The organism is Candidatus Omnitrophota bacterium (assembly GCA_016929445.1).
In the GTDB taxonomy this organism is placed as follows: Bacteria; Omnitrophota; Gorgyraeia; order JAFGIU01; family JAFGIU01; genus JAFGIU01.
In genome coordinates, this window is sequence record JAFGIU010000042.1 from 1 (window position 1) to 23,392 (window position 23,392).

Below are 23,392 nucleotides of genomic sequence, written 5' to 3' on the forward strand. Positions count from 1 at the left end.
AGGGCGCATAGCTTTCGCCACAAGGCGTGGCGAACCCGCCATGAAGTGTGGCGGGCAGTTGGTTATACCCCATTAGGGCGCATAGCTCAGTTGGTTAGAGCGCTACGCTCACATCGTAGAGGTCAGAGGTTCGAATCCTCTTGCGCCCACCATTTGACGACACCAAGAGAGAAGGCATGAATTCATACTTACCCGTTCTAGTGGCCATTCAGGCCGTTGACAAGGATATCTACCGGATCCAGGCTGATCTCAGCAAGCAACCCGCGCGCCTCAGCCGTTTGGATGCCCAGGGGCAGCGCCTGAAAGATGAGTTACAGGCTGCAGGCGAAGAGCGCAAGCAACTTCTGCTCCAACAGAAGGAACAGGAGCTCCGGCTCGGGGAGCAAGAGCAAGCCATCCAGAAATATCAGGCTCAGCTTGTCCAGGTGAAGACCAACCGCGAGTATTCCTCGCTCAAAACTGAGATCGAGAATCACAAGGCGGACGGCTCCCTGATAGAGGAAGAAATCATCAGGACCATGGAGAAGGTCGAGGCGGCTGAGAGCCGGCTCCAAGCAGCCCAGATCCGCCACGATGAGGACCAGCAGAAGTTGGCTGAGGAACGCAAGGCAATTGAGACACAGAGTGCTGAAATTAAGTCCAAGCTCGAGAGTCTCCATGCGCAGCGGGATGAGCTTCTTCCCAAATGTGATAAGAAAGCCCTTGCTGTTTATGAGCGAATTCTGCGCTCAAAGGGAGGCACTGCAGTGGTGCCTGTCTCCGGGGGCAGCAGCTGCGGTTTTTGTTTTATGGGGATTCCTCCCCAACTGATCAATGATATCTCCTTGACTGACCGGCTTGTTGAGTGTGGGAGCTGCGGGTGTATCCTTTACCTTCAAGACGCTCTGAGTGAAGTCAGCCCTGATGCTGCATCCCAGTAAGGCCCACCGGATTTACGTGGATGGTGCTTGCCGGGGGAATCCCGGGGCTGCCGCCATCGGCGGCGTAATCCAAGACTCTGAAGGCAAAGTGCTCCACCGCTTTAAGAAATACCTCGGCCATAGCACCAACAATGTGGCGGAATACTCGGCTCTGATCTGGGCCCTGAAAAAAGCACACAGTCTAAAGCTCCAACGCGTACTGGTTTATACGGACAGCCAGTTGGTGGCCAAGCAAGTGCAGGGGGAATACCGGGTTAAGGACGAGAAACTGAAGGACCTGGTGATGGATGTGTGGGGTTTGGCCAAGTCCTTTGAGTCCTTTGCCGTTGTGCATGTGCCGCGTGCGCAGAACAAGGAGGCCGATCGCCTGGCCAATGAAGCCTTGGATGCGCGTCAGCGTTATAGTTTTTTCAAGAGTCGTGGGTGAGCAAACCGGGTGACCGCTCTCCGCCGCATGGCGTGGCGGGGAGAGGAAAGTCCGAACTCCACAGGGCAACCTAGCGGGTAATGCCCGTCCACCGTGAGGTGCGGATTCGAGCCACAGTGACGATGCCCCCAGCTTTGCACCGCTGACTCGGTTGGCGGAATGCTGCGGCGGGGGAGTGAAACGCGGCAATCTCTAGGTGGAGCAAGAGCAAATAGGGGAGGAGTCCACTGCCATGCGCAGCGGATACGTGTGCCCCTCACGTTAGAACTCCCGGGTCGCTCGCTTGAGGTGCTTGGCAACAGGCATCCCAGATAAATGGTCACCTCCCGTCACATACCGTTGCGGGAACAGAATTCGGCTTATAGGTTTGCTCGCTCACACTTCTTCTTCCTCAGACAGGTATTGGCGGAGTCTTTCCGCGATTCTCATTCTGCTGGCCCTGCTGTTCTCTTGTGCCCACTACTCCCGGTTTCCGCTTTTCCTGGATAGTTATTACCATATGGCCGTGGTGCGGGCCTTTGACACAGCCGGCGGCGTGCCTCTGTGGGGTTTCTGGGAATTTGCACCCGAAGGACGGCCGCATCTTTACCCTCCGTTGTTTCATTTGGGGGTCATTGCGCTGAACAAATCGGGGATTCCTCTGGTTGAGGTCTTCCGGATTTTAGGGGTTTTGAGTTTTCCTCTTCTCTTGTTTTGTTTGGCCTTTGTCTTGGAACACAGTTTGAGCCCGCGCCATGCCTTTTTCGGTATTCTCGTTTCCTCCGCACCCTATACTCTCTATTTGGTGTCTTCCTACACCTTGCCTTTCACCCTGGCAACAGCCTTTTGTTGGTTAAGTTATGCTGCTTTGCAGCGTCGCGGCTTCTTGGCTGCAGGGGCTTGGTTAAGTCTGGCTTGTTACACACACACCGGTGCGGCGGTGATGGGAGGGCTTGCTTTGCTGCTCTATGGCTTAATGAACTCAGAGATTCGCGCAGCAGCCTGGAAGTCGGTGTGCCTGGGGGCGCTCTTGGGCTTCCCTTGGTGGTCCTATGTCTTGCAGCACCATGACTCGCTGGAGCCGGTCCGGCGCATGGAGTCCTCTCTTATCGAATGGGTCCCCCTTTGTTTAATCTTGGGCGGGGCCGGTGTGTTATGGGGCATCAGGCAGAGAAGGGCCCGGAGCGCCTACTGGTTGTGTTGGCTTACGGCGCAGGGATTGTTTCTCGTCCACTACCCATACCGGTTTTGGTCGGCGCAGGGACTTCTGGCCTTGGCGATCCTGGGAGGGCTGGTTTTGGAGGCCTGGACTCGAAAATACGAGGGGAGTTGGGGAATCAAACAGGCACTCGGACTGTGGCTTATTCTTCAACTTTTTTGCCCGTCCTATCTCAACGGGTGGGGACTTTGCGAATCGAACCTGGGCGCTGCGATTGGCCTGAGCCGTTTGGAGCGCACCAATGACGTAAGTTTGTACAATAGAGATTTGGCAGATGCCTTGAGCCGGGCGGTTTTGCAGAATACCGGAGAAGGCGATTTGATTTGGTGTGATTCCGGCGCAGTGGCAGCTCTGTTGAGCGCGCTGACCGGCCGGGCCTCGAGCACGGGGATGTGGGAGGAGGTTCTGCCTGGGATGCCCCGGACCCCGATAGAGCGCTTGCAGCTCGCGCGATGCGCCCTTTTGCTCAAGGACGCTGGGCTCCCGGTCCCATTTGTCAACCGGGCTCAATGGAAACCCGTGGCGGAAACGGATCTCGCCACTGTCTGGATTCAGGATGAAGGAACCGTGGAGAATCCTCAGGGGCCCGTTATCCCGATTGCAGTATGTCTTGGCTTTTTGATTGGCCTGCTCGTGTTGACACGTTTTAAGTGCAACTGTAAACTTGGTTAACTTTGCGGCTTACCCATATCATTACCCATATGGAGCTCGGTGGAGCTCAACGAAGCACGCTGGATCTGCTGTCGAGCTTGGACCCTCGCGAATTTGAGCTCGAGCTGATCGCATCTCCGCAAGGCTTGCTCGCCGAGGAGGCATCCCAGATTCCCCATTTGCGTTTTGTCCCTGATCCGTCTCTTGTCCGGCAAATTCATCCTGTTAACGATGCCCGCGCCTTTCAGTCCCTAAGGCACCGTTTGCGCAGAACCCGTCCGCATTGTGTGCACACGCACAGTCCCAAGGCCGGAATTCTCGGCCGTTTTGCCGCAGCCGCGGCCGGTGTCCCGAACATTGTTCACACGGTGCATGGCTGGAGCTTCAACCGGTTTCAGCCTGCCCCCTTGCGCTCATTGTTTCTCAACCTGGAACGCCAAGCTGCCCGGGTGACAAACTCATTAGTCACCGTCTCCGAGGCAGACCAAACTCTGGGTCTGAATCAGGGAATCGGAAAGCGCCAACAGTATGAACTGATTCGATACGGCATTGATTTTGAACGTTTCTTTTCCCATCCAAACGGACAGGCCCGGGCAAAGGCTGCCCTGGGCTGGAGTCCGAAGAATTTGGTGGTGGGTGCGGTGAGTTGTCTTAAGGCTCAGAAGGCGCCCATGGATTTGGTGAGGGCCTTTGAGTTGATTGCCCGGGCTGTGCCTGAGGCGCGTTTTGTCTGGGCGGGGGACGGTGTCTTTCGCAAGAGAGTCGAGCGGGCGCTCTGGTTTAAGGGTCTCCATGAAAAGACGCGATTGTTGGGGTGGAGCCGGGATATCCCGGAGCTGCTTTGCGCGATGGATGTGTATGTTTTGGGAAGTCTGTGGGAGGGTTTTCCGGTTTCTGTGCTGGAGGCTATGCGTCAGGCAAAGGCCGTGGTGGTGAGCAACACGGGCGGAGTTTCCGAAGTGATTAAACACGGTGTGAATGGGTATCTGGTGGAACCGGGGGATTGGGGGGCTTTGGCCGGCTACACAATCCGTTTGCTGAAAGAGGAGTCCCTCAGACGCTCTTTTGAAGAAAAGGCCGCGCAGAGTGTTGACAGTGCCTATACGCAAGAGGCCTTTGTGTCCCGGACCGCAGAACTCTACCGCCGTGCAGGGGAGCCGGTTCCATGTATTTTGTAATCACTTTTCTTGTGACCTGTATTTTGGCATGGATTCTGACTCCTTCCCGGTCTTCAGAGTTTGCCGGAGTGCAGCGGCTTAGCGCAAGCCAGCGTCCTCCCCGGGCCGGAGGCTTTGCTGTGGCCATCCCCGTCGTTGCCCTGGGTTTTGCACAAGTGCTCGTTCATGCGGATGTTCCTGAGAAACTGGTGGCGCTCTGTGCCGGTGCTTTGGTGGTATGGTTCTTTGGGGTGATTGACGACGCGGTGCTTGAATTGCGGCCTTTGGGAAAGTTGTCAGGGCAGGCGCTGGGTGTAGCCGTCATGGTGTTTCTGGGTTTGCGTACTGAAATCTATTTTCTGCCGGCTTGGGTCAACATACTCCTGACAGTCATTTGGATGCTCGTCCTCACTAACTCCATCAACCTGCTGGACATTTTGGATGGTTTGGCTGTGGGTGTTGTGTTGCTCATCGCCTTAGGTTTTTGGTTCATTGCCTGGCAATCCGGAGCTGCGGCACTTGCGGTTTTTTCTGCAGGTCTTTCCGGGAGCTGTTTGGCGTTTTACCTGTTCAATCGCCGCCCTGCCCGGATCTATTTGGGAGATAATGGAAGCCAGCTCCTGGGCTTTTTCTTGGGGGGCTTGGCCTTGGCGAATAGCTATGCAACTGAAGCCAACGCTATTGCTCTTCTTACGCCGTTGGTTCTGCTGGCCATTCCTCTCTTTGACCTGCTGTTTGTCAGTTGGGTGCGATGGCGAAAAGGACAGTCTATTGTGCTCAAGAGTCCGGATCATCTGAGCTACCGTTTGGCCCATTTGTTTCGTGCCGAGGGAGGGGAGGTCAAGGTGATGCACTTACTCACCCTCGGTTTTGTTCTCATTGGTTTGGTGCTTCCCGTTGCGCCGGCTTTGATCTGCGGAATTCTGATTGGGATCGCCCTGGTTCTATTGGGAGCCATTGCTTGGGCGGCCTCAAGGATGGAGATTCATGATATTGCCCATTCAAACTGATATCGGTTGCGGTCCGCCGGTCACGATCCTGGGAGGAGGGATGGCCGGCTTGAGTGCCGCGTACCATATGAATGAACCTTATGTGCTGTACGAACGGGAAAAGGAATCCGGGGGCTTATGCCGGTCAGAGCAAGTCAACGGCTTTGTGTTTGATTTTGACGGGCATTTGCTGCACTTCCGAACCGATTACGCGAGGGACCTGGTCTTTGACCTGACCGAGGGAAAACTCTGCCATCATCGCAGGAGAGCTTGGGTTTATAGCCATGGGACTTTCTCTCGCTACCCTTTCCAAGCCAATGCCTATGGGTTGCCTGATAGGATCGTGGCGGACTGTCTGAGGGGGAGGGAGTTGGCGGCGCAGGCCAAACCTGATCTGGGGAAGGGATACTTTCTGGACTGGATTTACGACACTTTTGGTGTGGGGATTGCCGAGCACTTTATGATTCCTTACAACCGTAAATTTTGGAAGGTGCCCCTGAAGGATCTCAATTGTGAGTGGGTGGATCGATTCATTCCTGTACCGAGTTTGCAGGAGACTTTCGAGGGGGCCTATTCCGACTCGGATCGATCCTGGGGTTATAATTCGGAATTTTGGTATCCCTCTCACGGGGGTATTGCGGATTTGACAGGCCGTTTGGCGCAGCGGGTGGGATCGATTTACTGCAATCATGAGGTCATTGGTTTGGATCTGGCAAACCAGCGCGTGCGACTGTGCGCGGGGGGGCGCGAGTCCGAGGTGTCTTACGAGAACTTGGTCCTGACCTTGCCGCTTCCGGCCGTAAGGGATCTTTTGGGGGATTTGCCTCCGGAAGTGGATGCGGCTTTTGATAAGCTTCGCTACATCAGTGTCCTGAGTCTAAGTTTGGGGATTGCGCGGGAGAGTCTCTCCGACAAGCATTGGATTTATTACCCTGAGCCGGATCTCATTTTTCACCGTGTGGGGTTCCCGGGAAATTTCTCGCCGAACGTTCATCCGCCGGGGACCAGCTCGCTATATGCTGAAACTACGTATTTGCCGGAGCAAGGTTTGGATTTTGAAGCGGTGCGGAGCCGGATCCTTTCAGATCTCGCAAAGGTGGGGATCTTGGAGGACGGAGACCGTATTCTTGCGGAGAAGGCCTTTAATCTGCGCTTTGGGTATATAATCTATGATAGTTGCCGGCGCGAAGCTGTGGAGTGCATTCGCAAGTATTTGAGAGGGCGCGGAGTCCACTGTGCGGGCCGCTTCGGCCGGTGGGAATACATGTCCATGGAAGATACCTTGCTGGACGGGGCTAGAGTTGCCGAGGAAATCGGCGCGAGGAGAAGGGAGGTTCTAAGTGTTGCTGACTGAATCCAAATCCCCGGTGCTTGGACACACTTTTATCTCGGAGGACGGGATGCGCGAAACCGGCCCCCGCCCTGTGCGCCAGCTCCACTCCTTGATCAGTACGGGTATTCTTTTGGGCTTATTGTTCGCCGGCCGGCTATTGGTGGATTGGTTTCGCGGCGTCAGCATTTACGGTTCCCAGTTGGACCTAATGATTACTTGGGGCTCCCTGCCGGACCTTCTAAGCCCGTTGGCGGCAATTGGGCTGGTCTATGCGCTGACTCGAATCATCAGCGGGAACAAGGGCCTGGCCTCTTCCACGGCGGCTGTTTTTTGCGCCCTGCATCCCGGTACATTGGGCGTGGGGTATTGGGGGACTGGCTGGCCGGTTGCCAGCGTTCTGATCCTGCTTGCCTGTGTTTTCTGGATGACCTCCGGCACCCACCCGTACCGGAGTCTGTTGGCGGCCGGGGTTCTTTTTGCCGCCGGCACTTTTCAGCCCCAGGCGTGGAGCGCGGGTGCGGTTTTGGCAGTTGTGCTGGTGCTGGAGTCCATGTGGCGTTTTAGCCAGGGAGAGGCCTCACCCTATCGTTTGATGGCAGCACTGCTGATGGTCTTTTTGACCGGATACTGGATTTGGACGGCCCAGCCTACCTTATGGCTTTACAGTTCCGGGATGGCCTCTTTTGAAGAAGCAGCTTTGATCCAGCCCATGGGTTTGGTGGGCTTGGCTGGCCTTTGGGTCTTGATCGGGATCTATGTTTGGAATTCCGTGCGTACCAAGGGCCGGGAATTCGGCGGCCGGCTCGGCTTCCTTTTGACTTTGCAGGGTCTGGCTGCGGTGTGGGCAATCTGGAGTGGTTTTATCTCCCTGGCTTTGTGTATGACGCAGGTTGTGCTGTGGTTACTCTGTGCCTTGGCTGCCAAAGTGCTGTTTGCGCGTTCCGTGACTCTGCACCGGGGATACGGCTCCAAAGGCCGGAGGAGCCGGTACAGCGCAACCCACAATCGCCCAGTAGGGCAGCCAGAGCTCGGGAAAAGCAGCCCCGACATCGCCTAGGAAGTGCAAAGAACACGCCCAGATTCCCAGGGCCAGCCATTTGAGTTCGGGTTCCTTCCACAAATTGCGGGTTCTCCAGAAAATCATTCCCAGGATTGAAGTTCCCAAAAACAACCCGCCCATCCCCATTTCCACTCCCCATTGCAGGGGCCACGAATGAGCGAGACTGCTCGGCAGTGCATTGGGTTGGTAAAAAAGCGAGTAGGCTGCGCCCAAATTACCCAGCCCCCAACCGGTCCAAGGTTGACTCAGGATCATTTGCAGACAGATTCCCCACACGGCGATACGGCCTTGGAAGCTGTGTTCTGCGCCTGCAAAGTCGGACCAAGAGCCGTGGCGCAGGAGGAAAAGGAACAGGACAGAGAACGTGCCCAAGAACAGGGCCCAACGATAGAGGTTGCGCGAAGAAGTCATTTTCTGGTGCCGGTACAACACGAGAAATGCCGTTCCCAGACAGAGCCATGCCCCCAAGGATTGAGTGAGCAAGAGAGCCAGTAACGGCAGGCCGCGTGCTGACCAGTGGCGGAAGTGGGCGAAACAAACACCGCACCCAAGGAGTAAAAAACCGGCTGCGAGATTGGGCGAAACAAAGGGACCGAAGGCTCGATGCGCTCCCAGGAATCTAAGCACGCCGGGATCTTGGATGCCGAGGCGCAGGGCCACTTCAAATGCTGCCGTGTACCCAAAGCAGACTTGCCAGAGCACGAGGAGGGACACGCCCAGACTGCTCCAGGCTGTCCCGGCCATCACAAGCTTTTGAAGTTTGTCTCCGCAAGAGCGGGCAACTGCATAGATCAGGCAAGCTTGCAAGATCAAGTGGAGTATCCACAGGGCGGCAGGCACAGAATGCGTGCGCGTGGCAGCCCACAATCCCAAGACAAGGGCACTCAGTAAGAGCCCGAGCAAGGGATCGCCTCTTAAGCTGTTTCTTGCCCTCTGCCAATGGCGGATCAGAATGAGGGCCGTTGTGAGGGTGAGCAGGAGTTGGTAAGCTGAATCCAGCCGCGTGTACAGAGAACCGGGCAGCCAAGGACGCAGGGCAATGAGTACACTCCAAAGCGCAAACAAAACAGTATCTGTGGTCATTGTGACATACGGCAAGCCTGAACTCCTGAGGCAGTGTCTGCGCGCGCTCGCTAAGCAAACGACCATGCCCGACGAAGTGATTGTGGTGGATAACGGGAACTCTTCCCGGACAGCCGAGGTCCTCAAAGCCACCATACCAAGTGCTCAACTCATTCTCAACCAAGAGAATGTATTTTTTAGCCGCGGGCAGAACCAGGGGATTGCCCAAACTCGCTCTAAGTATGTGCTGGTGCTCAATGATGACGTGGGCTTAGACGCTGCTTTCTTGGGGGCCTTGGTTGAGGCATTAGAGAAACGCAAGGACTGCGGAGTCGCCTTTGGCACGCTTTTGTCAATGGACGGGGGGCGGGTCGATTCTGCGGGCCAGCAACTCTCCTGGGTTTTCAGGCCTGTGGAAAGGGGGCATGGCCGGCCTTTGGCAGAACTCCCCGCGGAGCGCCGGTGGATGGGGGCTCCGGGTGCGGCAGCACTGTTCCGGCGCCGGGCTTTGGAACAGGTCGGTGAGGAGGGACAGTTTTTTGATGAGCGTCTTTCCCAATTTTATCAGGATTTGGATTTGAATTTACGCTTGCGCCGCGCTCAATATGAAGCCGTGCATGTGCCTGGAGCTTTGGGGTATCACTTGCGCGGGGGCACAGTGCAAGTTAGGAGGCGGCGCTGGGCCGCACTCGGGCTTTCGTCCACCATGCAACTGCGCCTTTTGAAAGACCGCTATGGATTCCGGATCAAATACCTGCATTTTCCTCAAGCTCTATGGGCCTTTCCCGGGGCCTTTGCCTATGACTTGGCGCTCTGGACCACCCTCCTACTTACCCGGCCGAGGGTTCTGGGAGAACTCCTGAGATCCTTTGATTGGTTCCGGGGAGCTTGGGAGGGCCGGAGACGTGGCTTCAAAATCCCCCTATCCTACTATAAATAATAAAGTTAAGAATTATTCAGTCCATCTCCATGCAAGGGTTGCCTGCCTTGACTTCTCCTTCTTAAGGCTCTATAATGCTACAAGTTAAGAGGAAAATGAGATAAGGAGGAATGTAGTGGCTATTGCAAAGAGCAGAAAAGGCAGCGTTATCGAAGGATTTAAGCTGCACAACGCAGATACCGGGTCAGCCGATGTTCAGATTGCACTGTTGACTGAGCGCATCAATTCCCTCACCGAACACTTCCGCTCCCATAACAAGGACCATCACTCGAGGCTGGGACTGCTTAAGTTGGTCAATCAGCGCCGTAAGTTGTTGGACTACCTGAAGACGAGTGACAAAGCTCGCTATCAGCAGATTCTCCAGAAGCTGGATCTGCGGAAGTAACTCCCTGGTAACCGTGATCCCATGGTTCGTGGAATTTCACACACCTTATTCGCATTTGTAGAGGTATATTATGTCCATGCGCATTGAATCCAAGATAGGCAATCAGACCCTTATTCTAGAAACCGGCAAGATCGCAAAGCAGGCCGGAGGTTCCGTGATCGTGCAGTACGGCGAGACTGTCGTGATGATGGCAGCCACCGGTGCTGACGAAGAACGTCAGGGAATCGATTTTTTCCCGTTAACCGTTGATTATCGCGAAAAGGCCTATGCTGCCGGAAAGATCCCCGGCGGGTTTTTTAAGAGAGAAGGCCGCCCCACTGAGCGCGAAATCCTCACCTGTCGTTTAATCGACCGTCCGATCCGCCCGCTCTTCCCCGATGGGTACAAGAAAGAAGTGCAGGTTATCGGAATGGCTTTGGCCAGCGATGGCGAGCATGATCCGGATGTTCTGGGCGGGATCGCGGCCTCGGCGGCCTTGGGGATTTCGGATATTCCCTTTGACGGCCCTGTGAGCCTGGTGCGTGTCGGGCGTGTTGAGGGCGAATGGGTGCTTTTCCCCACGTATGCGCAGTTGGAGACCTCTGAGGTGGATTTAGTGGTGGCGACCTCCAAATATGGGGTCAACATGATCGAGTCCGGAGCCAAGGAAGTTTCCGAGGAGCTCATGTTGGAGGCCCTCAAAGTGGGCCTTGAAGCAGGGGAGAAGATCAACGCAATTCAAGAGGAGTTCATTTCAAAATTCGGCAAGCCCAAACGCAAGTATGTGACTCCGGAACTGGACTCCGGACTGGTTGCCAAGGTAAAGGAGCTTGCGGGTTCTCAGATAGACGGGCTGAATGACGGGGATCAGGCAGAGCGTTCTGCGAAGCGCAGCGCCATCAAGGACCGGGTCAAAGAAGCCTTGGTCCCGGATGGGGATCCTGAAGTCGTTGCTCAGGTTTCCGAGATTCTGTACCAGCTGGAGAAGAAATCCGTACGGGACCTGATTCTTAACCAGCAAAAGCGGACTGACGGGCGTACCTATGGTCAGTTGAGGGAGGTGAGTTGTGAAGTCGGCGTTCTTCCAAGAACTCACGGCTCGGCCCTGTTCACACGCGGTCAGACTCAGTCCCTGGCTGTCACGACCTTGGGTACAAGTACGGACGAACAGCTGATTGAGTCGCTGGTGGGTGACGGCTACCGTCATTTCATGTTGCACTACAATTTCCCGCCCTTCTGTGTGGGCGAAGTCCGGCCTATCCGCGGCACGAGCCGGCGGGAGACCGGACACGGGGCTTTGGCCGAGCGAGCTCTTCGCGGAATGCTGCCCGAGAAAGAAGCCTTCCCGTACACCATCCGTCTTGTTTCGGAAATCATGGAGTCCAATGGTTCTTCCAGTATGGCCACAGTTTGCTCTGCGACCCTGGCTTTGATGGATGCAGGCGTTCCGATCAGCAGTCCGGTGAGCGGAGTGGCTCTGGGCCTGGTCAAAGAAGGGGACAAATTTGCGGTGCTGTCGGATATTGCCGGCATTGAGGACCACTTCGGAGATATGGATTTTAAAGTCGCGGGCACTGCTCAAGGGATTACTGCGCTCCAGATGGATCTGAAGTTGCCGGGTCTGTCCATGAATGTGCTTGAAGCGGCTTTGCAAGCCTCCAATCCGGCCCGGCAAGAGATGTTGGGCCATTTGGTGGCCTGCTTGGACCACCCCCGCGAGAGCATTTCCGAGTATGCCCCGCGTATCACCACTATTAAGATCAACCCCGACCGGATCCGCGATCTTATCGGACCTGGCGGCCGTGTCATCCGCAGGCTCACTGAGACCTATCAAGTGAATATCAATGTGGAGAACGACGGCACGGTCATGGTAGCCTCCTCCAACTCGGTGAAGGCCGAAGAGGCCCTTGCTGAAATCAGAGAACTTACCGAAGAGGTGGAGGTGGGCCGTATCTACAAGGGCGTTGTTAAGCGGATTATGCCTTTTGGGGCCTTTTGCGAGGTTCTGCCCGGCAAGGAAGGCCTGGTTCATGTTTCACAGCTCTCCCAATCCTATGTGAAGAATGTGGAGGATGTGGTTAAAGTGGGAGATGAGGTGACGGTCAAGGTGATCGAGATCGACGAGCAGAACCGGGTCAACCTCAGCATTAAGGAAGCGCAGAAGGCCGCAGAAGAGCAGACAGCCAAATAAGGTTTGGGGCTTAAGCTGGCAGCCTTTCTGAAGGGAGGGGTGCATGTCCTGGCGTGATACCTGGCTGGAGCGCGACAAGGGGCCTGTTATTGTGGGCATCCTTCTGCTTGTCGGCGCAGCACTCACTTTTGCGAGCCTGTTTTCGTACAGCCTGTATGATCTCTCTGCAACAACGTCGGATCCTGCCTTCAGGACTCAAAACTGGGTCGGTATTTTGGGTGCCCAATTTGCGCATCCGGTCCGGGTTGCCTTTGGCCGGTCTGCGTATATTCTCCCTGTTTTGCTGGCCTTCTGGGGGCTCGCCCGCCTCTGGGAGGCCCAGCGTCTTCATCCTTTGGTCAAGATTCTTTCCAGCCTATTCTTGTTTCTTACAGTCCCATGTCTCGGAGCTGTGGCCGCAGGTTCTGAACCTGCGGCCCGCTTTGCGTGGGGTGGGGCCGTAGGTCTGGCTGTTTCCGATTGGGGCATCACGCTTCTGGGCGGTCCGGGTTCAGTGTGCCTATCCGCAGGACTCTCCGTTGCTGCGTTGCTTCTTGCCACGGATTTTCTATTTGCCCCGGTCTTTGGAATGGTGGCTGTGCAGATCTGGAATGTCGCAGTCTGGACAGGTGTCAAGGCAGGTGAGGGCTTACACGCTGTGTTCAGGTCGGTCACTGAGGGCTGGTCACGCCGCCGGGGGGCGATGCGCAAGCCTAGGGCAAAGACAGTCAAGGAACGCACAGCTCCGGTGATTAAGAACGCTCTTGAGGACCGTAAGCGGGTGGCGATTCAGGAGGAGCTGGACAGGGCTGAAGAAGAATACGAAGAGTATGAAGACGACGACGAAGAGGAGTACGACGAGGAAGAGGACGACGAAGACGAAGAAGAGGATGAGGACGAAGAGGAAGAGGACGACGAAGACGAAGAAGAGTACGACGACGAAGAAGAGGAGGAGTACGACGAGGAAGAGGACGACGAAGACGAAGAAGAGGAAGAGGACGAGCCGGAAATTAAGGCCTATGAGCCTGAACCGCGGTCTGTCTCTGTGACAAGAGGAGCCAAGCGTGGCTCTGCTTCCAAGACCTCCGGGCAGCGCTCTACGGCGACCTCCGGCAGCAAAGGCCCCAAGATAAAGCGAAATCTTCTGGGCAAGTACGAACTCCCCCAAATGGATTTACTAAGGGAGCCGGATCATAACGGTGAAGGCGTAAGCACCCGGGCTGAACTTCAGGGCTTGGCAAGGGTTTTGGAGGATACGCTCGGCGACTTTGGGATTGAGGCCAAGGTCGTGGAGGTTGAACAAGGACCTGTCATTACGAGATTTGAACTTCAGCCTGCTCCGGGCGTTAAGATCAACCGTATTGTTAATTTGAGTGATGATATTGCTTTGGTCATGAAGGCGCAGAGTGTCCGCGTGGTGGCCCCGATCCCGGGCAAAGACCGTGTGGGGATTGAAGTCCCGAATTTGGTGAGTCAAACGGTTTATTTGCGTGAGCTCATCGAATCCGACTCTTTCCAGCGTGCCTCTTCAACTCTTACCCTCGCCATTGGGAAGAGCGTTTCTGGAACTCCCGTGACATGTGATCTGACTGAACAGCCCCATCTCTTGATCGCCGGGACGACGGGTTCAGGCAAGAGTGTTTGTATCAACTCGATTATCACCAGTGTTCTCTTCAACGCGACGCCGGATGATGTGCAGATGCTCATGGTGGATCCCAAAATGGTCGAACTAGCCTGTTTTGACAAGCTTCCTCACCTCTTGTGTGAGGTGGTCAAAGACGCAAAGCAGGCTGCCGGCGCCTTGCATTGGCTGATTACCGAAATGGAGGCCCGGTACCGTTTGCTTGCCCGCACCAGTGTGCGCAATATTGCGGCTTATAATCTGAAGGTCAAGAATGGCGAGCTTGATGAAGAGGAAGAAGAGGCCGAAGACGAGAATGAATCCAAGAGTGACTCTCGTATGCCGAGCACAGTGCGTGCCAACGGTAAGATGCCCTATATTCTGGTGATTATTGATGAACTCGCGGACTTGATGATGGTTTCGCAGCGTGAGGTAGAAGATGCGATTATTCGGTTGGCACAGCTCTCCAGGGCTGTGGGGATTCACATGGTCTTGGCCACCCAGCGCCCTTCAGTCGATGTGATTACCGGGATTATCAAGGCCAATTTTCCCGCAAGAATCTCTTTTAAGGTAGCTTCCAAAACCGATTCGCGCACAGTCCTGGATATGAACGGTGCGGATAAGCTGGTGGGCAAAGGCGATGCCCTTTTTCTTAAACCGGGGGACCACAAACCCACGCGTCTGCAAAGCTGTTATGTGACGGATAAAGAGATTGAGGACGTGGTGCAGTTCTGCAAAAAACAGGCGGAACCAATATTTCACGATGAGATTTTTGAGGCTGCTGCGGCCAAAGAGAAGGGTTCTGTGGGTGAGAAAGATGTGCGCTATGAAGAGGCAGTGCGGGTTGTATTGGATTCTGAGGTTGCGTCAGTATCGCATTTGCAGCGCAAGATGCGTCTGAGCTATGTGCGGGCCGCCCGCATTATGGACATGATGGAGGAAGAGGGCATTGTCGGACCGAGTAAAGGCGCAAAGGGCCGGGATATTCTGGTGAGTGACTATGACGGATAATCCAACGGATCTGTTTGACTCCGTCCAGAACCAATCACGGACATCGACGCAGACCCGGGTCAATCCTGCCGGAGAAAAACAGCAGACGCCTGATGCTGAGGCAAGGGGTTTCGGTGCAAAACTGCGCCAGGCGCGTCTCAAACAAGGACTTACTCTCGATAAAATCGCCGCGGAGACCCGTATTCACCCCCGCATATTGGCTCAGTTGGAGGAGGACCGGGTTGAGGAGTCTTTGGGGGAGTTTTATGCGCGCTGTTTCCGCAAAGCCTATGCACAGTACTTGAATGTAGAATTAAAAGTTGCCGAGGAGCCGGATCAAGGGAAACGCAAGAAGAAGCGCGTTGAAAAACCGGAGGCGCAGCCGGACAAAGAATCAGCGGAACCGAGTCCGGTCTTGCCGGGCCCCGCAGTTCCCGGGATTGTGGCCGGTTTTTGGCGAGCTTGGCCTTCCTGGACCCCCTGGGCTGTTGGAATCGGGTTTGGGTTTCTTTTGCTCTTGCTGATGCGCTCCTGCGGCCAAGGGACTGTGGCGCCTGTAGGTATGAGCCAGGTCGCTGAACCTGCTGCTAGGACCGAAGGTAGTCCACAGCAGAAGAGCCAGCAAATCCTTCCTGTGGCGAGTTCCCTGATTGATCTGCGGGTTGAGGCCAAACGCGATGTTTGGATGCGTTTGCGTTCCGATGGTCAAATCCTGTTTGAAGATATCCTTCCTGCAGGAACTCAGCGCAGCTGGCAATCGTTTAAGCCTTTTGGGCTGTGGGTCGGTGACGCAGATGCCTTGAGCCTCACAGTCAACGGAAAGGACTTCGGATCTCCGGGCCGGGGTGTGTTGCGGAATATCCGGGTCACGCGAGAGGGAGTCAGCCGTGATCCGGGGCAGTAGGAAAGCAAAGGTCTCGATCGTCAGTCTGGGTTGTCCGAAGACTTTGGTGGATTCCGAAGTTGTCTTGGGGCATATCCGCAAAAAGGGTTATGAAATCTCTCCTACGGTGGAAGGATCGGATATCTCCATCGTCAATACCTGCTGTTTCATCCAGGACGCCACCCAAGAGTCTATTGACACGATTCTCGAGTTAGCCGAACTCAAGCGCCAAGGGCTTCTCAAAGGGATCATTGTGGCCGGTTGTCTGCCCCAAAGGTATCGTGAAGAGCTGCCCAAGGAGATGGCGGAGGTGGACGGTTTTGTGGGCACCACGGCCTGGGACCAAATTCCTGAAATTGTGGATCGCGTGATGCAGCATCAAAGGCCTGTGTTTATTGCCGAGGATCCCACGGTTCTCAACTTTGATTACACCCTGGACCGGTATCAGCTTAGCCCTCCACACTATTCCTATATCAAGATCAGTGAGGGTTGTGATCATGAATGCAGTTTTTGTATTATCCCGTCTTTTCGAGGCAAACACCGCAGCAGGCCGATGGATTCGATACTCAAGGAGGTTGAGGGTCTCGTAGAACGCGGGGTTCAAGAAATCTTATTGGTGGGACAGGACACGAGTGCCTATGGGCTGGACCTTTACGGAACACAGAAAATTGCCGAATTATTACAGAAGATCGGCGCAGTTGCTCAGGACCGCTGGGTGCGCTTGCACTACACCTATCCCACACATTTCAGTTCTGCCCTTCTGGAGGCCATCGCCGAGGTCCCGAGTGTTGTTCCTTACATCGACATTCCTTTGCAACATCTTGCAGATCCTGTGTTGCGTAGGATGAAACGCCAGGGTACCCGTGCGCAGGTTTACCGGCTGCTGGAGCGGATCCGGCAGCGCATCCCCGGAGTGGCTATCCGGTCTGCTTTTATTGTGGGATTTCCCGGAGAAACCGAAGAAGACTTTGAGCAGCTCCTCAACGGCATGGAGGAACTGCGTTTTGACCGGGCCGGAGCCTTTATTTTTTCGCCTGAAGAGGGGAGTCCTGCAGCTGTTTTGCCGGATCCGGTTCCGGAGGCCGTGAAGCAGGAACGATACGACCGTTTGATGAGTCTGCAACAGAGAATCTCTGTGGATCGCAATCAGTCTTGGTTGGGCCGGGAAGTGGACGTGTTGGTTGATGAGGTCGCAAGCGATCCTCCGGGACACTGGCTGGGCCGCACCTATGCAGATGCTCCGGAGATTGATGGCCAGGTCTTTTTGAAAACAGAAGAGACACATCCCGGGGCTCTTGTGCGCGCCCGTGTGATTGACACCTTGGAATATGATTTAGTGGCCGTACCGGTAGAGGACGCTGCATGAATCTGCCCACCCGGCTCACGGTCCTCAGGATTTTCCTGTCCTTTCTGCTGCTGCCCTTGATTATCTGGCCCGGGGCGGGGGTTAAGGCCCTGGCGTTGATTGTATTTATTATCGCCTGTGTCACCGATTATTTGGATGGCTATTGGGCGCGCAGCCGGAATCTTTGTTCTACCTTGGGTGCTTTTTTGGATCCCTTGGCTGACAAAATTTTGGTGATCGGTGCCTTTTTGGGCTTTGTGCAGCTTGGCTTGATTCCAGCCTGGCTGGTGCTCTTGGTTTTGGCCCGGGATTTCCTCATCAGTGCCTTGCGTTTGGTAGCGGCTGAAAGAGGGAAGGTGATTGCCGCGAATCTGGGGGGCAAGGCCAAGACCGTGGCGCAAATGGTGGCCGTAGGCCTGAGTGTCCTGTTCCTGGGTGTCCGCGAGCTGGGGATTTTGCAGGGGCAATGGAGTGCAGAGCGTGACGCCCTGCTGAATCAATCGGTTTTTCTTCTGGTTGCGGTTGCTGTATTGCTGACCGTGATTTCCGGGGCGCAGTACTGGATTGCCAACCGTTCCGTTCTCTACGATTCCGCGGAAAAATCCTGAGTCCACAAAGGGGTGTAAGCCGGGCCGCTGGCACTGAGCTCACTTTGGATGAGATGGACCCGTTCCAGGGAAAAAGGTTTAGCAGATCGAGTCCCTGCCCAAAGGGCTATGGCTTGCTCGAGTGCCTCGGCCATGTGCCGGCGGTCGGGGACGCGGCGCACCCGGCCCAGGGTCAAATGGGCGTTGAAGGGTTTGGATTCCTTTGGGAAACGCAGCTCCCTGACCCCAAGCTCGATTTGTCTCGCGAACTTTTCCAATGGCCCGAGGTTTCCCGTGAGCCCCACCCACAGGACCCGCGGGTTCTGGATGGACTCAAAGACCCCGAATTCTCCCAACTCGAGTTTCAAAGGACTCAGACCTTTGCACTTGTCCTCCAGCAGCGTTTTGAGTTTGGGCAGAACAGTCTCCTGCGTATCGCCCAGGAAACGCAGTGTCAGATGAATATTTTGAGGTTTGACCCAGGTTATCTGAGCCGGGAGGCCTTGGATTTTTTGCTGAAAGGACTGGAGCGCGCGTTTGACGGAGTCCGGTATCTCAATTGCGATGAAGGTGCGAATCACGTGTCACCTTTCCAGGAGATGGAGGCGAAGCAAGTTGAGGGTTTTGCTCGCCAGCCCTTTTCTTACCGTGCTCCGGGTTCCGTAACCCCGGATTTGATGCACACGAGAGCCCCGGCTGTCCGCAATACCCACAAAGGCTGTTCCCACCGGCTTCTGAGCGCTTCCTCCTGTGGGGCCGGCAATTCCGGTGATTGAAACGCCGATCTCCGTATTTATGGATTCGCGCACGCCCTTTGCCATGGCACGGGCCACGGGCCCGCTGACGGCCCCGTGCTTACGCAGGAGAGCCTCGGAAATCTTCAGGTGGGAGCTCTTGATTCCATTGCTGTAAGCGAGGATAGAACCCCGGTAGTAATCCGAGGCACCCGGGGCGTCCGTGATCATTTTAGAAATCAAACCTCCGGTACAAGACTCGGCCAGGCTGAGGCTTAAGCCCTTCTTGCGCAAAAGCTGGCCGATGATTGCTTCCAGAGTTCCATCGGCCTCTGCATAGACCGCAGGACCCAAGCGTCTGTGGATTTCTTGGGCATATTCACGCATCAGGGCCGGAGGGCGTTTGGATTTTGATTGGGTGAGGGCCTCTAACACAATATCGAGACCGTTGTAGCTGGTGTAAATCCCCACACCGAGCTTTCCCGGCACTCCTGCTGCATAGCGGCCGAGCTTACGGATGACTTGGGGCTCGGCAAGACCTGCGGTGCGCAAGCGCGTCCTCAAAAAACAGGGGGAGCGACCCGCCCATTTGGCCAAAAAGGGGAGGACTTTTTGTTCAAACATGGGTTGGAGTTCAACGGGGGGCCCGGGAAGAGATGCGACAAAAAACTCATCCTGCGAACAAATCACCCCCGGAGCTGTGCCTAATGAATTGAGCAATATCAAGGCGCCCCGCGGAATTTGGGCCATCTTTGCTGCAGCGCGGCTGGCTCGCTGGTTGTAGTTGGCGATGCGTTTGAGGATATGAGCCTCGGTTCTGGGTGAAGGCTCCAAGGGAACATCCAAATAGCGGGCAACCGCCTCCAGGCTCAGGTCATCGGCTGTGGGGCCCAGTCCTCCGGTGGTGATTACGCTGCTTTGGCGCGCCCGGCACTCCTGGATGGCGCTGACAATGACGTCCAGTTCATCGGGCACCACCACGTGGCGATCCACTAGAATTCCTAAGCGAGCCAATTGGCTGGAGAGATAAGTGGCGTTTGTATTGGTAACGGACCCGGACAGCAGTTCGTTGCCGATACCCAGGATTGTGATTTGCTTTTGCGTTCTCAAGATAGGCATAGTATAAAAAAGGCTTAGCTCAGAGTCCAATATACAATCAGGAGAGATATGGTGCAGATTCGTGTGCTTTCTGCGGCCCACATTGAGAAGGCCGTTACGATGAAAGAGGCTATTCGCTATGTCGAGAAGGCCTTCATAGCCTACGGTCGAGGCCAGAGCCGGATGCCGGCCAAGGTTTACCTCGATTTGCCGCAGTTCAAGGGTGATTTTCGTGCCATGCCCGCCTTCCTAAGCCATCCCGAGATAGCAGGAATCAAATGGGTCAATGTCCACCCGGAAAATCACAAGCGTGGGCTTCCCGCAGTGATGGGCATTGTGCTGCTGAGCGATCCCCGCACAGGCACACCCTTGGCTATTTTGGAAGGTGCCTATCTGACGCGCCTGCGAACCGGGGCGGCCGGGGGTGTGGCTGCCAAATATCTGGCCAGGAAAAAAAGCCGGGTTGCGGCTTTGGTGGGGACAGGAGCCCAAGCGGCCTTTCAGCTGGAGGCGCTGCGGGAGCAGTTTCCTATTGAGGAAGTGAGAGCCTGGGGACTGCGCCGGGGAGAGGCCAAGGCTTTGTTGAATTCGCTGTCTCTGGGCAGGTGCAAGGCGATTGCCTGCAAGGACGTGGAGTCGTGTGTGCGAGGGGCGGATATTGTCGTGACGCAGACGCCGAGCCGGCGGCCCTTGGTTCAAGCAAAATGGATTTCGCCGGGGACCCACATCAATGCGATCGGCGCAGATGCACCGGGCAAGCAAGAGCTGTCAGCCGCACTGCTTAAAAAGTCGCGCATTTGGATTGATGACTGGACCCAGGCTTTACATTCGGGTGAGGTCAATGTGCCCTTGCGCAAGAAGCAAATCCGTAAGAGGGATATTTGTGGGAGTTTGAGTGAAGTGGTTCTGGGCGAAAAGCAGGGAAGGCTTAGTGACGAAGAGATTACTATTTTTGATTCAACCGGGCTTGCAATTCAGGACATGAGCGTGGCTTATGCAGTTTACAATCGCTGTAAACGAAACGGGATAGGAGTCCAGCTCAACTGGACTTGACAGCCGGGAAGATCTTTCCTAACATATTGAAATCATTAATCTTAACTGAGGAGGTGTTGGGGTGAACGAGGAATTCGTCCAGCGGCCGTCATCGGTCCGGTCCAAAAATTCAAGTTTGATTGCAGGGGCATTGGCACTGATTGTGGGGGTGCTTCTTCTCATCGGGTGGGGGAACTCTGTGATCGTGGTGATTCAAGGGACTCTCCCCGGCCTGCTGATCCTCCTGGGATTGGCTGCCGTCTTTGCAGGGCTCTCCGAGATGCGTCAGAGTAAGAAGTGAAAAAGTACTCACTCCATGTCCAACCTGAAGCGCCGGAGCACTCTCTAGATTTTGAATCTGCACTGAATGAAGAGCAAGTCCGGGTTGTCAGAGAAGGGGACGGCTATTGCCTGGTATTGGCCGGCCCCGGCAGCGGCAAGACCCGTACCCTCGTTTACCGGGTTGCGAACTTGATTCATTCGGGAGTTTCTTCCGAGAATATTCTCCTGGTCACCTTTACCAACCGGGCGGCGCGCGAAATGCTTGAGCGGGTGGGGCTGATTCTCAAGACGCGGCCCCGGCATCTTTTCGGGGGCACCTTCCACCATATTGGGAATATGCTCTTGAGGCGTCACGGGGTTGAACTGGGTTATACGGCCCAGTTCGGGATCCTGGATGAAGAAGATGCCGTGGATCTGGTGGACACCTCCATGCAGGATCTGGGCTACAAAGGGAATGATAAGTTTTTCCCCAAGGCCAAAGTGGCTTCTTCGATGATCAGTCTGTCGCGCAATTGCCGGAGGGAACTCGCGTCCACGATTGAATCCCATTACCCGCATTTCCTGGATCACACCGAGGCCCTGGAACGCATTGCGAGCGAGTACCGCGAGCGCAAGCTCAAGGCCAATGTGATGGACTATGACGATTTGCTGGAGCGATGGCTTCAACTGGCTGTGGAGCACCCGGGCATCGGGGATCAAATGCGGCAGCAATTCCGTTATGTGCTCGTGGACGAATTCCAGGACACCAATCGCCTGCAGTTTGAACTGGTCAGGAATCTTTCAAGCCTGCACCGTAATCTTCTGGTGGTCGGGGATGATGCCCAGAGCATTTATTCCTTCCGGGGTGCGGATATTGAAAACATTCTGAGTTTTAACCAGGTCTATTCCCAAGCCAAGGTCTTTAAACTCGAGCGGAACTACCGCAGCACACCCGAGATCGTGAACCTTGCCAATGAGTCCATCCTAAACAATACATTTCAGCACCCCAAGGATCTTTCGAGCATGCAGCAGAGCGGACCTGCGCCGGTGGTGGTGCATGTGACTGACGCGCGGCAGCAAGCCTTGTTTGTGGCCCAACGGCTGTTGGAATTGCGCGGAGAGGGAATCTCCTTGAACCATTCGGCAGTGCTGTTCCGGGCCCGGTATCAGTCCGCGGAATTGGAGCTGGAGCTGACGCGGCGGGGGATTCCTTACAGCGTGCGCGGGGGATTGCGCTTTTTTGAACAAGCCCACATCAAAGATGTGCTCGCGCATTTGAGGCTTTCAGTGAATACGCGGGATGATGTTTCTTGGCGGCGTGTTTTGCAGATGCAGGCCGGGGTGGGAAAGGTGACGGCCCTCAAAATCGGGGCTTTGGCCCAGGCCGGGCCCGGGGATCTGAAATCCTTGAAGAATTTGCCTCTGCCGAGAGGCGTTTCCCAAGTGGCGAAGAAGGCCTGGAGCGCCGTACTCAAGCTTCTCGTGGAGCTGAGTGAAAATGAAGGGGCCAAGGATCCGGGTGCTGCCATTGATAAGGTTCTGCACAGCGGCTACAAAAAATATGTGCAAGAACGATTTGAAAACGCCGAAGATCGCTTGGAGGACTTGGAGCAGCTCTCCAACTTAGCCGGCGGCTACGCATCGGTTGAGGAATTCCTGGTGGATGTGACCCTGCGGGAAGGTTTTTCAGGCGAAACGATGGATGGCGAGTCTGTGCCTGAAGAAGAATACGTGGTTCTGTCGACCATCCACCAGGCCAAGGGTCTGGAATGGGACGCGGTTCTCATTATCGGTATGGCAGAAGGGCTTTTTCCTCACGCGCGTGCGCTCAAAGACCCCCGGGATATCGAGGAGGAACGCCGGCTTTTTTACGTGGCTTCCACGCGGGCGCGAACGCACCTCCATTATACGTGTCCGCTTTTGCGTTTTGACCGGGAGGTGGGCCAAGTCATCCTGAGACCCAGCCTGTTTTTGGAGGAACTCCCCAGAGAGTGTTATGAAGAATGGCGAACCGAAGAGACCACGCAGATTCAGGACGAACCCGTATTTCGGGCGGATATTTAGCGGAGTGCGCCGGTAATGAAACGTATGCTCTGGATTACGGCAATTTTGGTGGTGGGGCTTTTGTTGGGAGCCCGGCTTTGGCTGAATTCGCCGTATGGAATGCACTGGGCCTGCACCAAGGCGACTGAAGCCTTGCAGGCTGTTGCACCGGGCGCGGTTTTCGGCGCGGGTCGTTTCCGCACGGATATGGTCAACCGGATGGAGTGGGAGGATGTGCGCATTTCCGGCCTGGTCAGCGGGGCGCCCAATGCGGTCCTCCACCTGAACAAACTGCGTTTTGACTTTGCGCCCACCGTGCTCTGGACCGGAAAGGTGCAGGGGTTGGTTTGGGCCGGAGGGACCCACCACACGCTTAAGGGGAAAATCCCCGTGCCTGGGGAGGATTCCCAGGCCTTGGAGCTGAATCTGCGAGGGAATTGGGTGCCGATCGCCCAGCTTTGTGAGGACCTGTTTTGGGGGCAATGGGACTTGCCCGAGACCTTTACCCGTTTGAGCGGGCGCACGGC

General features: G+C 55.5%; 20 protein-coding genes, 1 tRNA gene and 1 other RNA gene. 19 read left to right on the plus strand and 3 right to left on the minus strand.

Annotated features, from left to right (window positions below; all coding sequences use genetic code 11):
• Positions 1 to 75: 75 nt before the first annotated feature.
• The 8 genes from JW937_03750 (at position 76) to JW937_03785 (ending at position 6,696) form a co-directional block, all read left to right on the plus strand.
• A tRNA-Val gene (locus JW937_03750) sits at positions 76 to 152 on the plus strand.
• Positions 153 to 176: 24 nt separating this feature from the next.
• Entirely contained in the window at positions 177 to 920 is a 744-nt protein-coding gene (locus tag JW937_03755; protein MBN1586528.1) for a hypothetical protein, read from the plus strand.
• Positions 904 to 1,347 carry a ribonuclease HI family protein gene (locus JW937_03760; GenBank protein MBN1586529.1) on the plus strand — a complete coding sequence of 148 codons (444 nt, stop codon included), beginning with the start codon at positions 904 to 906 and terminating at the stop codon, positions 1,345 to 1,347. The genes JW937_03755 and JW937_03760 overlap by 17 nt, the downstream gene beginning before the upstream one ends.
• Positions 1,345 to 1,725: RNase P RNA component class A (gene rnpB, locus JW937_03765), an RNA gene on the plus strand. The genes JW937_03760 and rnpB overlap by 3 nt, the downstream gene beginning before the upstream one ends.
• Complete coding sequence (locus JW937_03770; GenBank protein MBN1586530.1) at positions 1,715 to 3,217, plus strand: hypothetical protein; 1,503 nt, start codon at positions 1,715 to 1,717, stop codon at positions 3,215 to 3,217. Before rnpB ends, JW937_03770 begins: the two co-directional genes overlap by 11 nt.
• Before the next feature lie 29 nt (positions 3,218 to 3,246).
• The gene (locus JW937_03775) at positions 3,247 to 4,374 is read left to right on the plus strand and encodes a glycosyltransferase family 4 protein (GenBank protein ID MBN1586531.1); all 1,128 of its coding nucleotides are present in this window, start codon (positions 3,247 to 3,249) and stop codon (positions 4,372 to 4,374) included.
• On the plus strand, positions 4,362 to 5,363 hold the full coding sequence (locus JW937_03780) for an undecaprenyl/decaprenyl-phosphate alpha-N-acetylglucosaminyl 1-phosphate transferase (GenBank protein MBN1586532.1): 1,002 nt from the start codon (positions 4,362 to 4,364) through the stop codon (positions 5,361 to 5,363). Before JW937_03775 ends, JW937_03780 begins: the two co-directional genes overlap by 13 nt.
• A complete protein-coding gene (locus JW937_03785; GenBank protein MBN1586533.1) occupies positions 5,341 to 6,696 on the plus strand; it encodes an FAD-dependent oxidoreductase in 1,356 nt (451 codons plus the stop codon). The genes JW937_03780 and JW937_03785 overlap by 23 nt, the downstream gene beginning before the upstream one ends.
• An 880-nt stretch (positions 6,697 to 7,576) precedes the next feature.
• Here the strand turns inward: JW937_03785 and JW937_03790 are convergent.
• Positions 7,577 to 8,833 carry an O-antigen ligase family protein gene (locus JW937_03790; GenBank protein MBN1586534.1) on the minus strand — a complete coding sequence of 419 codons (1,257 nt, stop codon included), beginning with the start codon at positions 8,831 to 8,833 and terminating at the stop codon, positions 7,577 to 7,579.
• On the opposite strand from JW937_03790, the gene JW937_03795 reads away from it, so the two are divergent.
• The 7 genes from JW937_03795 to pgsA all read left to right on the plus strand — a co-directional run bounded on the left by JW937_03795 (position 8,775) and on the right by pgsA (position 17,718).
• Positions 8,775 to 9,737 carry a glycosyltransferase family 2 protein gene (locus JW937_03795; GenBank protein MBN1586535.1) on the plus strand — a complete coding sequence of 321 codons (963 nt, stop codon included), beginning with the start codon at positions 8,775 to 8,777 and terminating at the stop codon, positions 9,735 to 9,737. The genes JW937_03790 and JW937_03795 overlap by 59 nt on opposite strands.
• A gap of 115 nt (positions 9,738 to 9,852) precedes the next feature.
• Positions 9,853 to 10,122: a 30S ribosomal protein S15 gene (rpsO, locus tag JW937_03800; GenBank protein ID MBN1586536.1), complete on the plus strand. Its 270-nt coding sequence runs from the start codon at positions 9,853 to 9,855 to the stop codon at positions 10,120 to 10,122.
• Between the two features lie 76 nt (positions 10,123 to 10,198).
• Positions 10,199 to 12,292 (plus strand): polyribonucleotide nucleotidyltransferase, encoded by a 2,094-nt coding sequence (gene pnp, locus JW937_03805; protein MBN1586537.1) that lies wholly within the window; start codon positions 10,199 to 10,201, stop codon positions 12,290 to 12,292.
• A 43-nt stretch (positions 12,293 to 12,335) separates the two neighbouring features.
• Positions 12,336 to 14,903: a DNA translocase FtsK gene (locus JW937_03810; protein MBN1586538.1), complete on the plus strand. Its 2,568-nt coding sequence runs from the start codon at positions 12,336 to 12,338 to the stop codon at positions 14,901 to 14,903.
• Positions 14,893 to 15,786 carry a DUF4115 domain-containing protein gene (locus tag JW937_03815; protein ID MBN1586539.1) on the plus strand — a complete coding sequence of 298 codons (894 nt, stop codon included), beginning with the start codon at positions 14,893 to 14,895 and terminating at the stop codon, positions 15,784 to 15,786. Before JW937_03810 ends, JW937_03815 begins: the two co-directional genes overlap by 11 nt.
• Positions 15,770 to 17,131: a 30S ribosomal protein S12 methylthiotransferase RimO gene (rimO, locus tag JW937_03820; GenBank protein ID MBN1586540.1), complete on the plus strand. Its 1,362-nt coding sequence runs from the start codon at positions 15,770 to 15,772 to the stop codon at positions 17,129 to 17,131. The genes JW937_03815 and rimO overlap by 17 nt, the downstream gene beginning before the upstream one ends.
• Positions 17,128 to 17,718 (plus strand): CDP-diacylglycerol--glycerol-3-phosphate 3-phosphatidyltransferase, encoded by a 591-nt coding sequence (gene pgsA, locus JW937_03825; protein ID MBN1586541.1) that lies wholly within the window; start codon positions 17,128 to 17,130, stop codon positions 17,716 to 17,718. The genes rimO and pgsA overlap by 4 nt, the downstream gene beginning before the upstream one ends.
• Here pgsA and thpR read toward each other — a convergent pair.
• Both thpR and JW937_03835 read right to left on the minus strand, forming a co-directional pair.
• Positions 17,694 to 18,278 carry an RNA 2',3'-cyclic phosphodiesterase gene (gene thpR, locus JW937_03830; protein ID MBN1586542.1) on the minus strand — a complete coding sequence of 195 codons (585 nt, stop codon included), beginning with the start codon at positions 18,276 to 18,278 and terminating at the stop codon, positions 17,694 to 17,696. The two genes, pgsA and thpR, sit on opposite strands and share 25 nt — an antisense overlap.
• Before the next feature lie 3 nt (positions 18,279 to 18,281).
• Positions 18,282 to 19,541: a CinA family nicotinamide mononucleotide deamidase-related protein gene (locus JW937_03835; protein ID MBN1586543.1), complete on the minus strand. Its 1,260-nt coding sequence runs from the start codon at positions 19,539 to 19,541 to the stop codon at positions 18,282 to 18,284.
• 57 nt (positions 19,542 to 19,598) lie between these two features.
• Between JW937_03835 and JW937_03840 the strand changes: the two genes are divergently transcribed.
• From JW937_03840 to JW937_03855, 4 genes are all read left to right on the plus strand, one after another.
• The gene (locus tag JW937_03840) at positions 19,599 to 20,582 is read left to right on the plus strand and encodes an ornithine cyclodeaminase family protein (GenBank protein MBN1586544.1); all 984 of its coding nucleotides are present in this window, start codon (positions 19,599 to 19,601) and stop codon (positions 20,580 to 20,582) included.
• Positions 20,583 to 20,643: 61 nt separating this feature from the next.
• Positions 20,644 to 20,862 carry a hypothetical protein gene (locus JW937_03845; protein ID MBN1586545.1) on the plus strand — a complete coding sequence of 73 codons (219 nt, stop codon included), beginning with the start codon at positions 20,644 to 20,646 and terminating at the stop codon, positions 20,860 to 20,862.
• Positions 20,859 to 22,886, plus strand: a complete 2,028-nt coding sequence (locus JW937_03850; protein MBN1586546.1) for an ATP-dependent helicase — start codon at positions 20,859 to 20,861, stop codon at positions 22,884 to 22,886. Before JW937_03845 ends, JW937_03850 begins: the two co-directional genes overlap by 4 nt.
• Before the next feature lie 15 nt (positions 22,887 to 22,901).
• Positions 22,902 to 23,392: hypothetical protein (locus JW937_03855; protein ID MBN1586547.1), on the plus strand; the 491-nt coding region annotated here is incomplete at its 3' end.

Coding starts and splice junctions, on each gene's coding strand:
- JW937_03775 (MBN1586531.1), top strand. CDS start 3,247: ATGGAGCTCGGTGGAGCTCAACGAAGCACGCTGGATCTGCTGTCGAGC.
- pgsA (MBN1586541.1), top strand. CDS start 17,128: ATGAATCTGCCCACCCGGCTCACGGTCCTCAGGATTTTCCTGTCCTTT.
- JW937_03795 (MBN1586535.1), top strand. CDS start 8,775: ATGAGTACACTCCAAAGCGCAAACAAAACAGTATCTGTGGTCATTGTG.
- JW937_03815 (MBN1586539.1), top strand. CDS start 14,893: ATGACGGATAATCCAACGGATCTGTTTGACTCCGTCCAGAACCAATCA.
- JW937_03785 (MBN1586533.1), top strand. CDS start 5,341: ATGATATTGCCCATTCAAACTGATATCGGTTGCGGTCCGCCGGTCACG.
- JW937_03755 (MBN1586528.1), top strand. CDS start 177: ATGAATTCATACTTACCCGTTCTAGTGGCCATTCAGGCCGTTGACAAG.
- JW937_03840 (MBN1586544.1), top strand. CDS start 19,599: ATGGTGCAGATTCGTGTGCTTTCTGCGGCCCACATTGAGAAGGCCGTT.
- JW937_03760 (MBN1586529.1), top strand. CDS start 904: ATGCTGCATCCCAGTAAGGCCCACCGGATTTACGTGGATGGTGCTTGC.
- pnp (MBN1586537.1), top strand. CDS start 10,199: ATGCGCATTGAATCCAAGATAGGCAATCAGACCCTTATTCTAGAAACC.
- JW937_03810 (MBN1586538.1), top strand. CDS start 12,336: ATGTCCTGGCGTGATACCTGGCTGGAGCGCGACAAGGGGCCTGTTATT.
- JW937_03780 (MBN1586532.1), top strand. CDS start 4,362: ATGTATTTTGTAATCACTTTTCTTGTGACCTGTATTTTGGCATGGATT.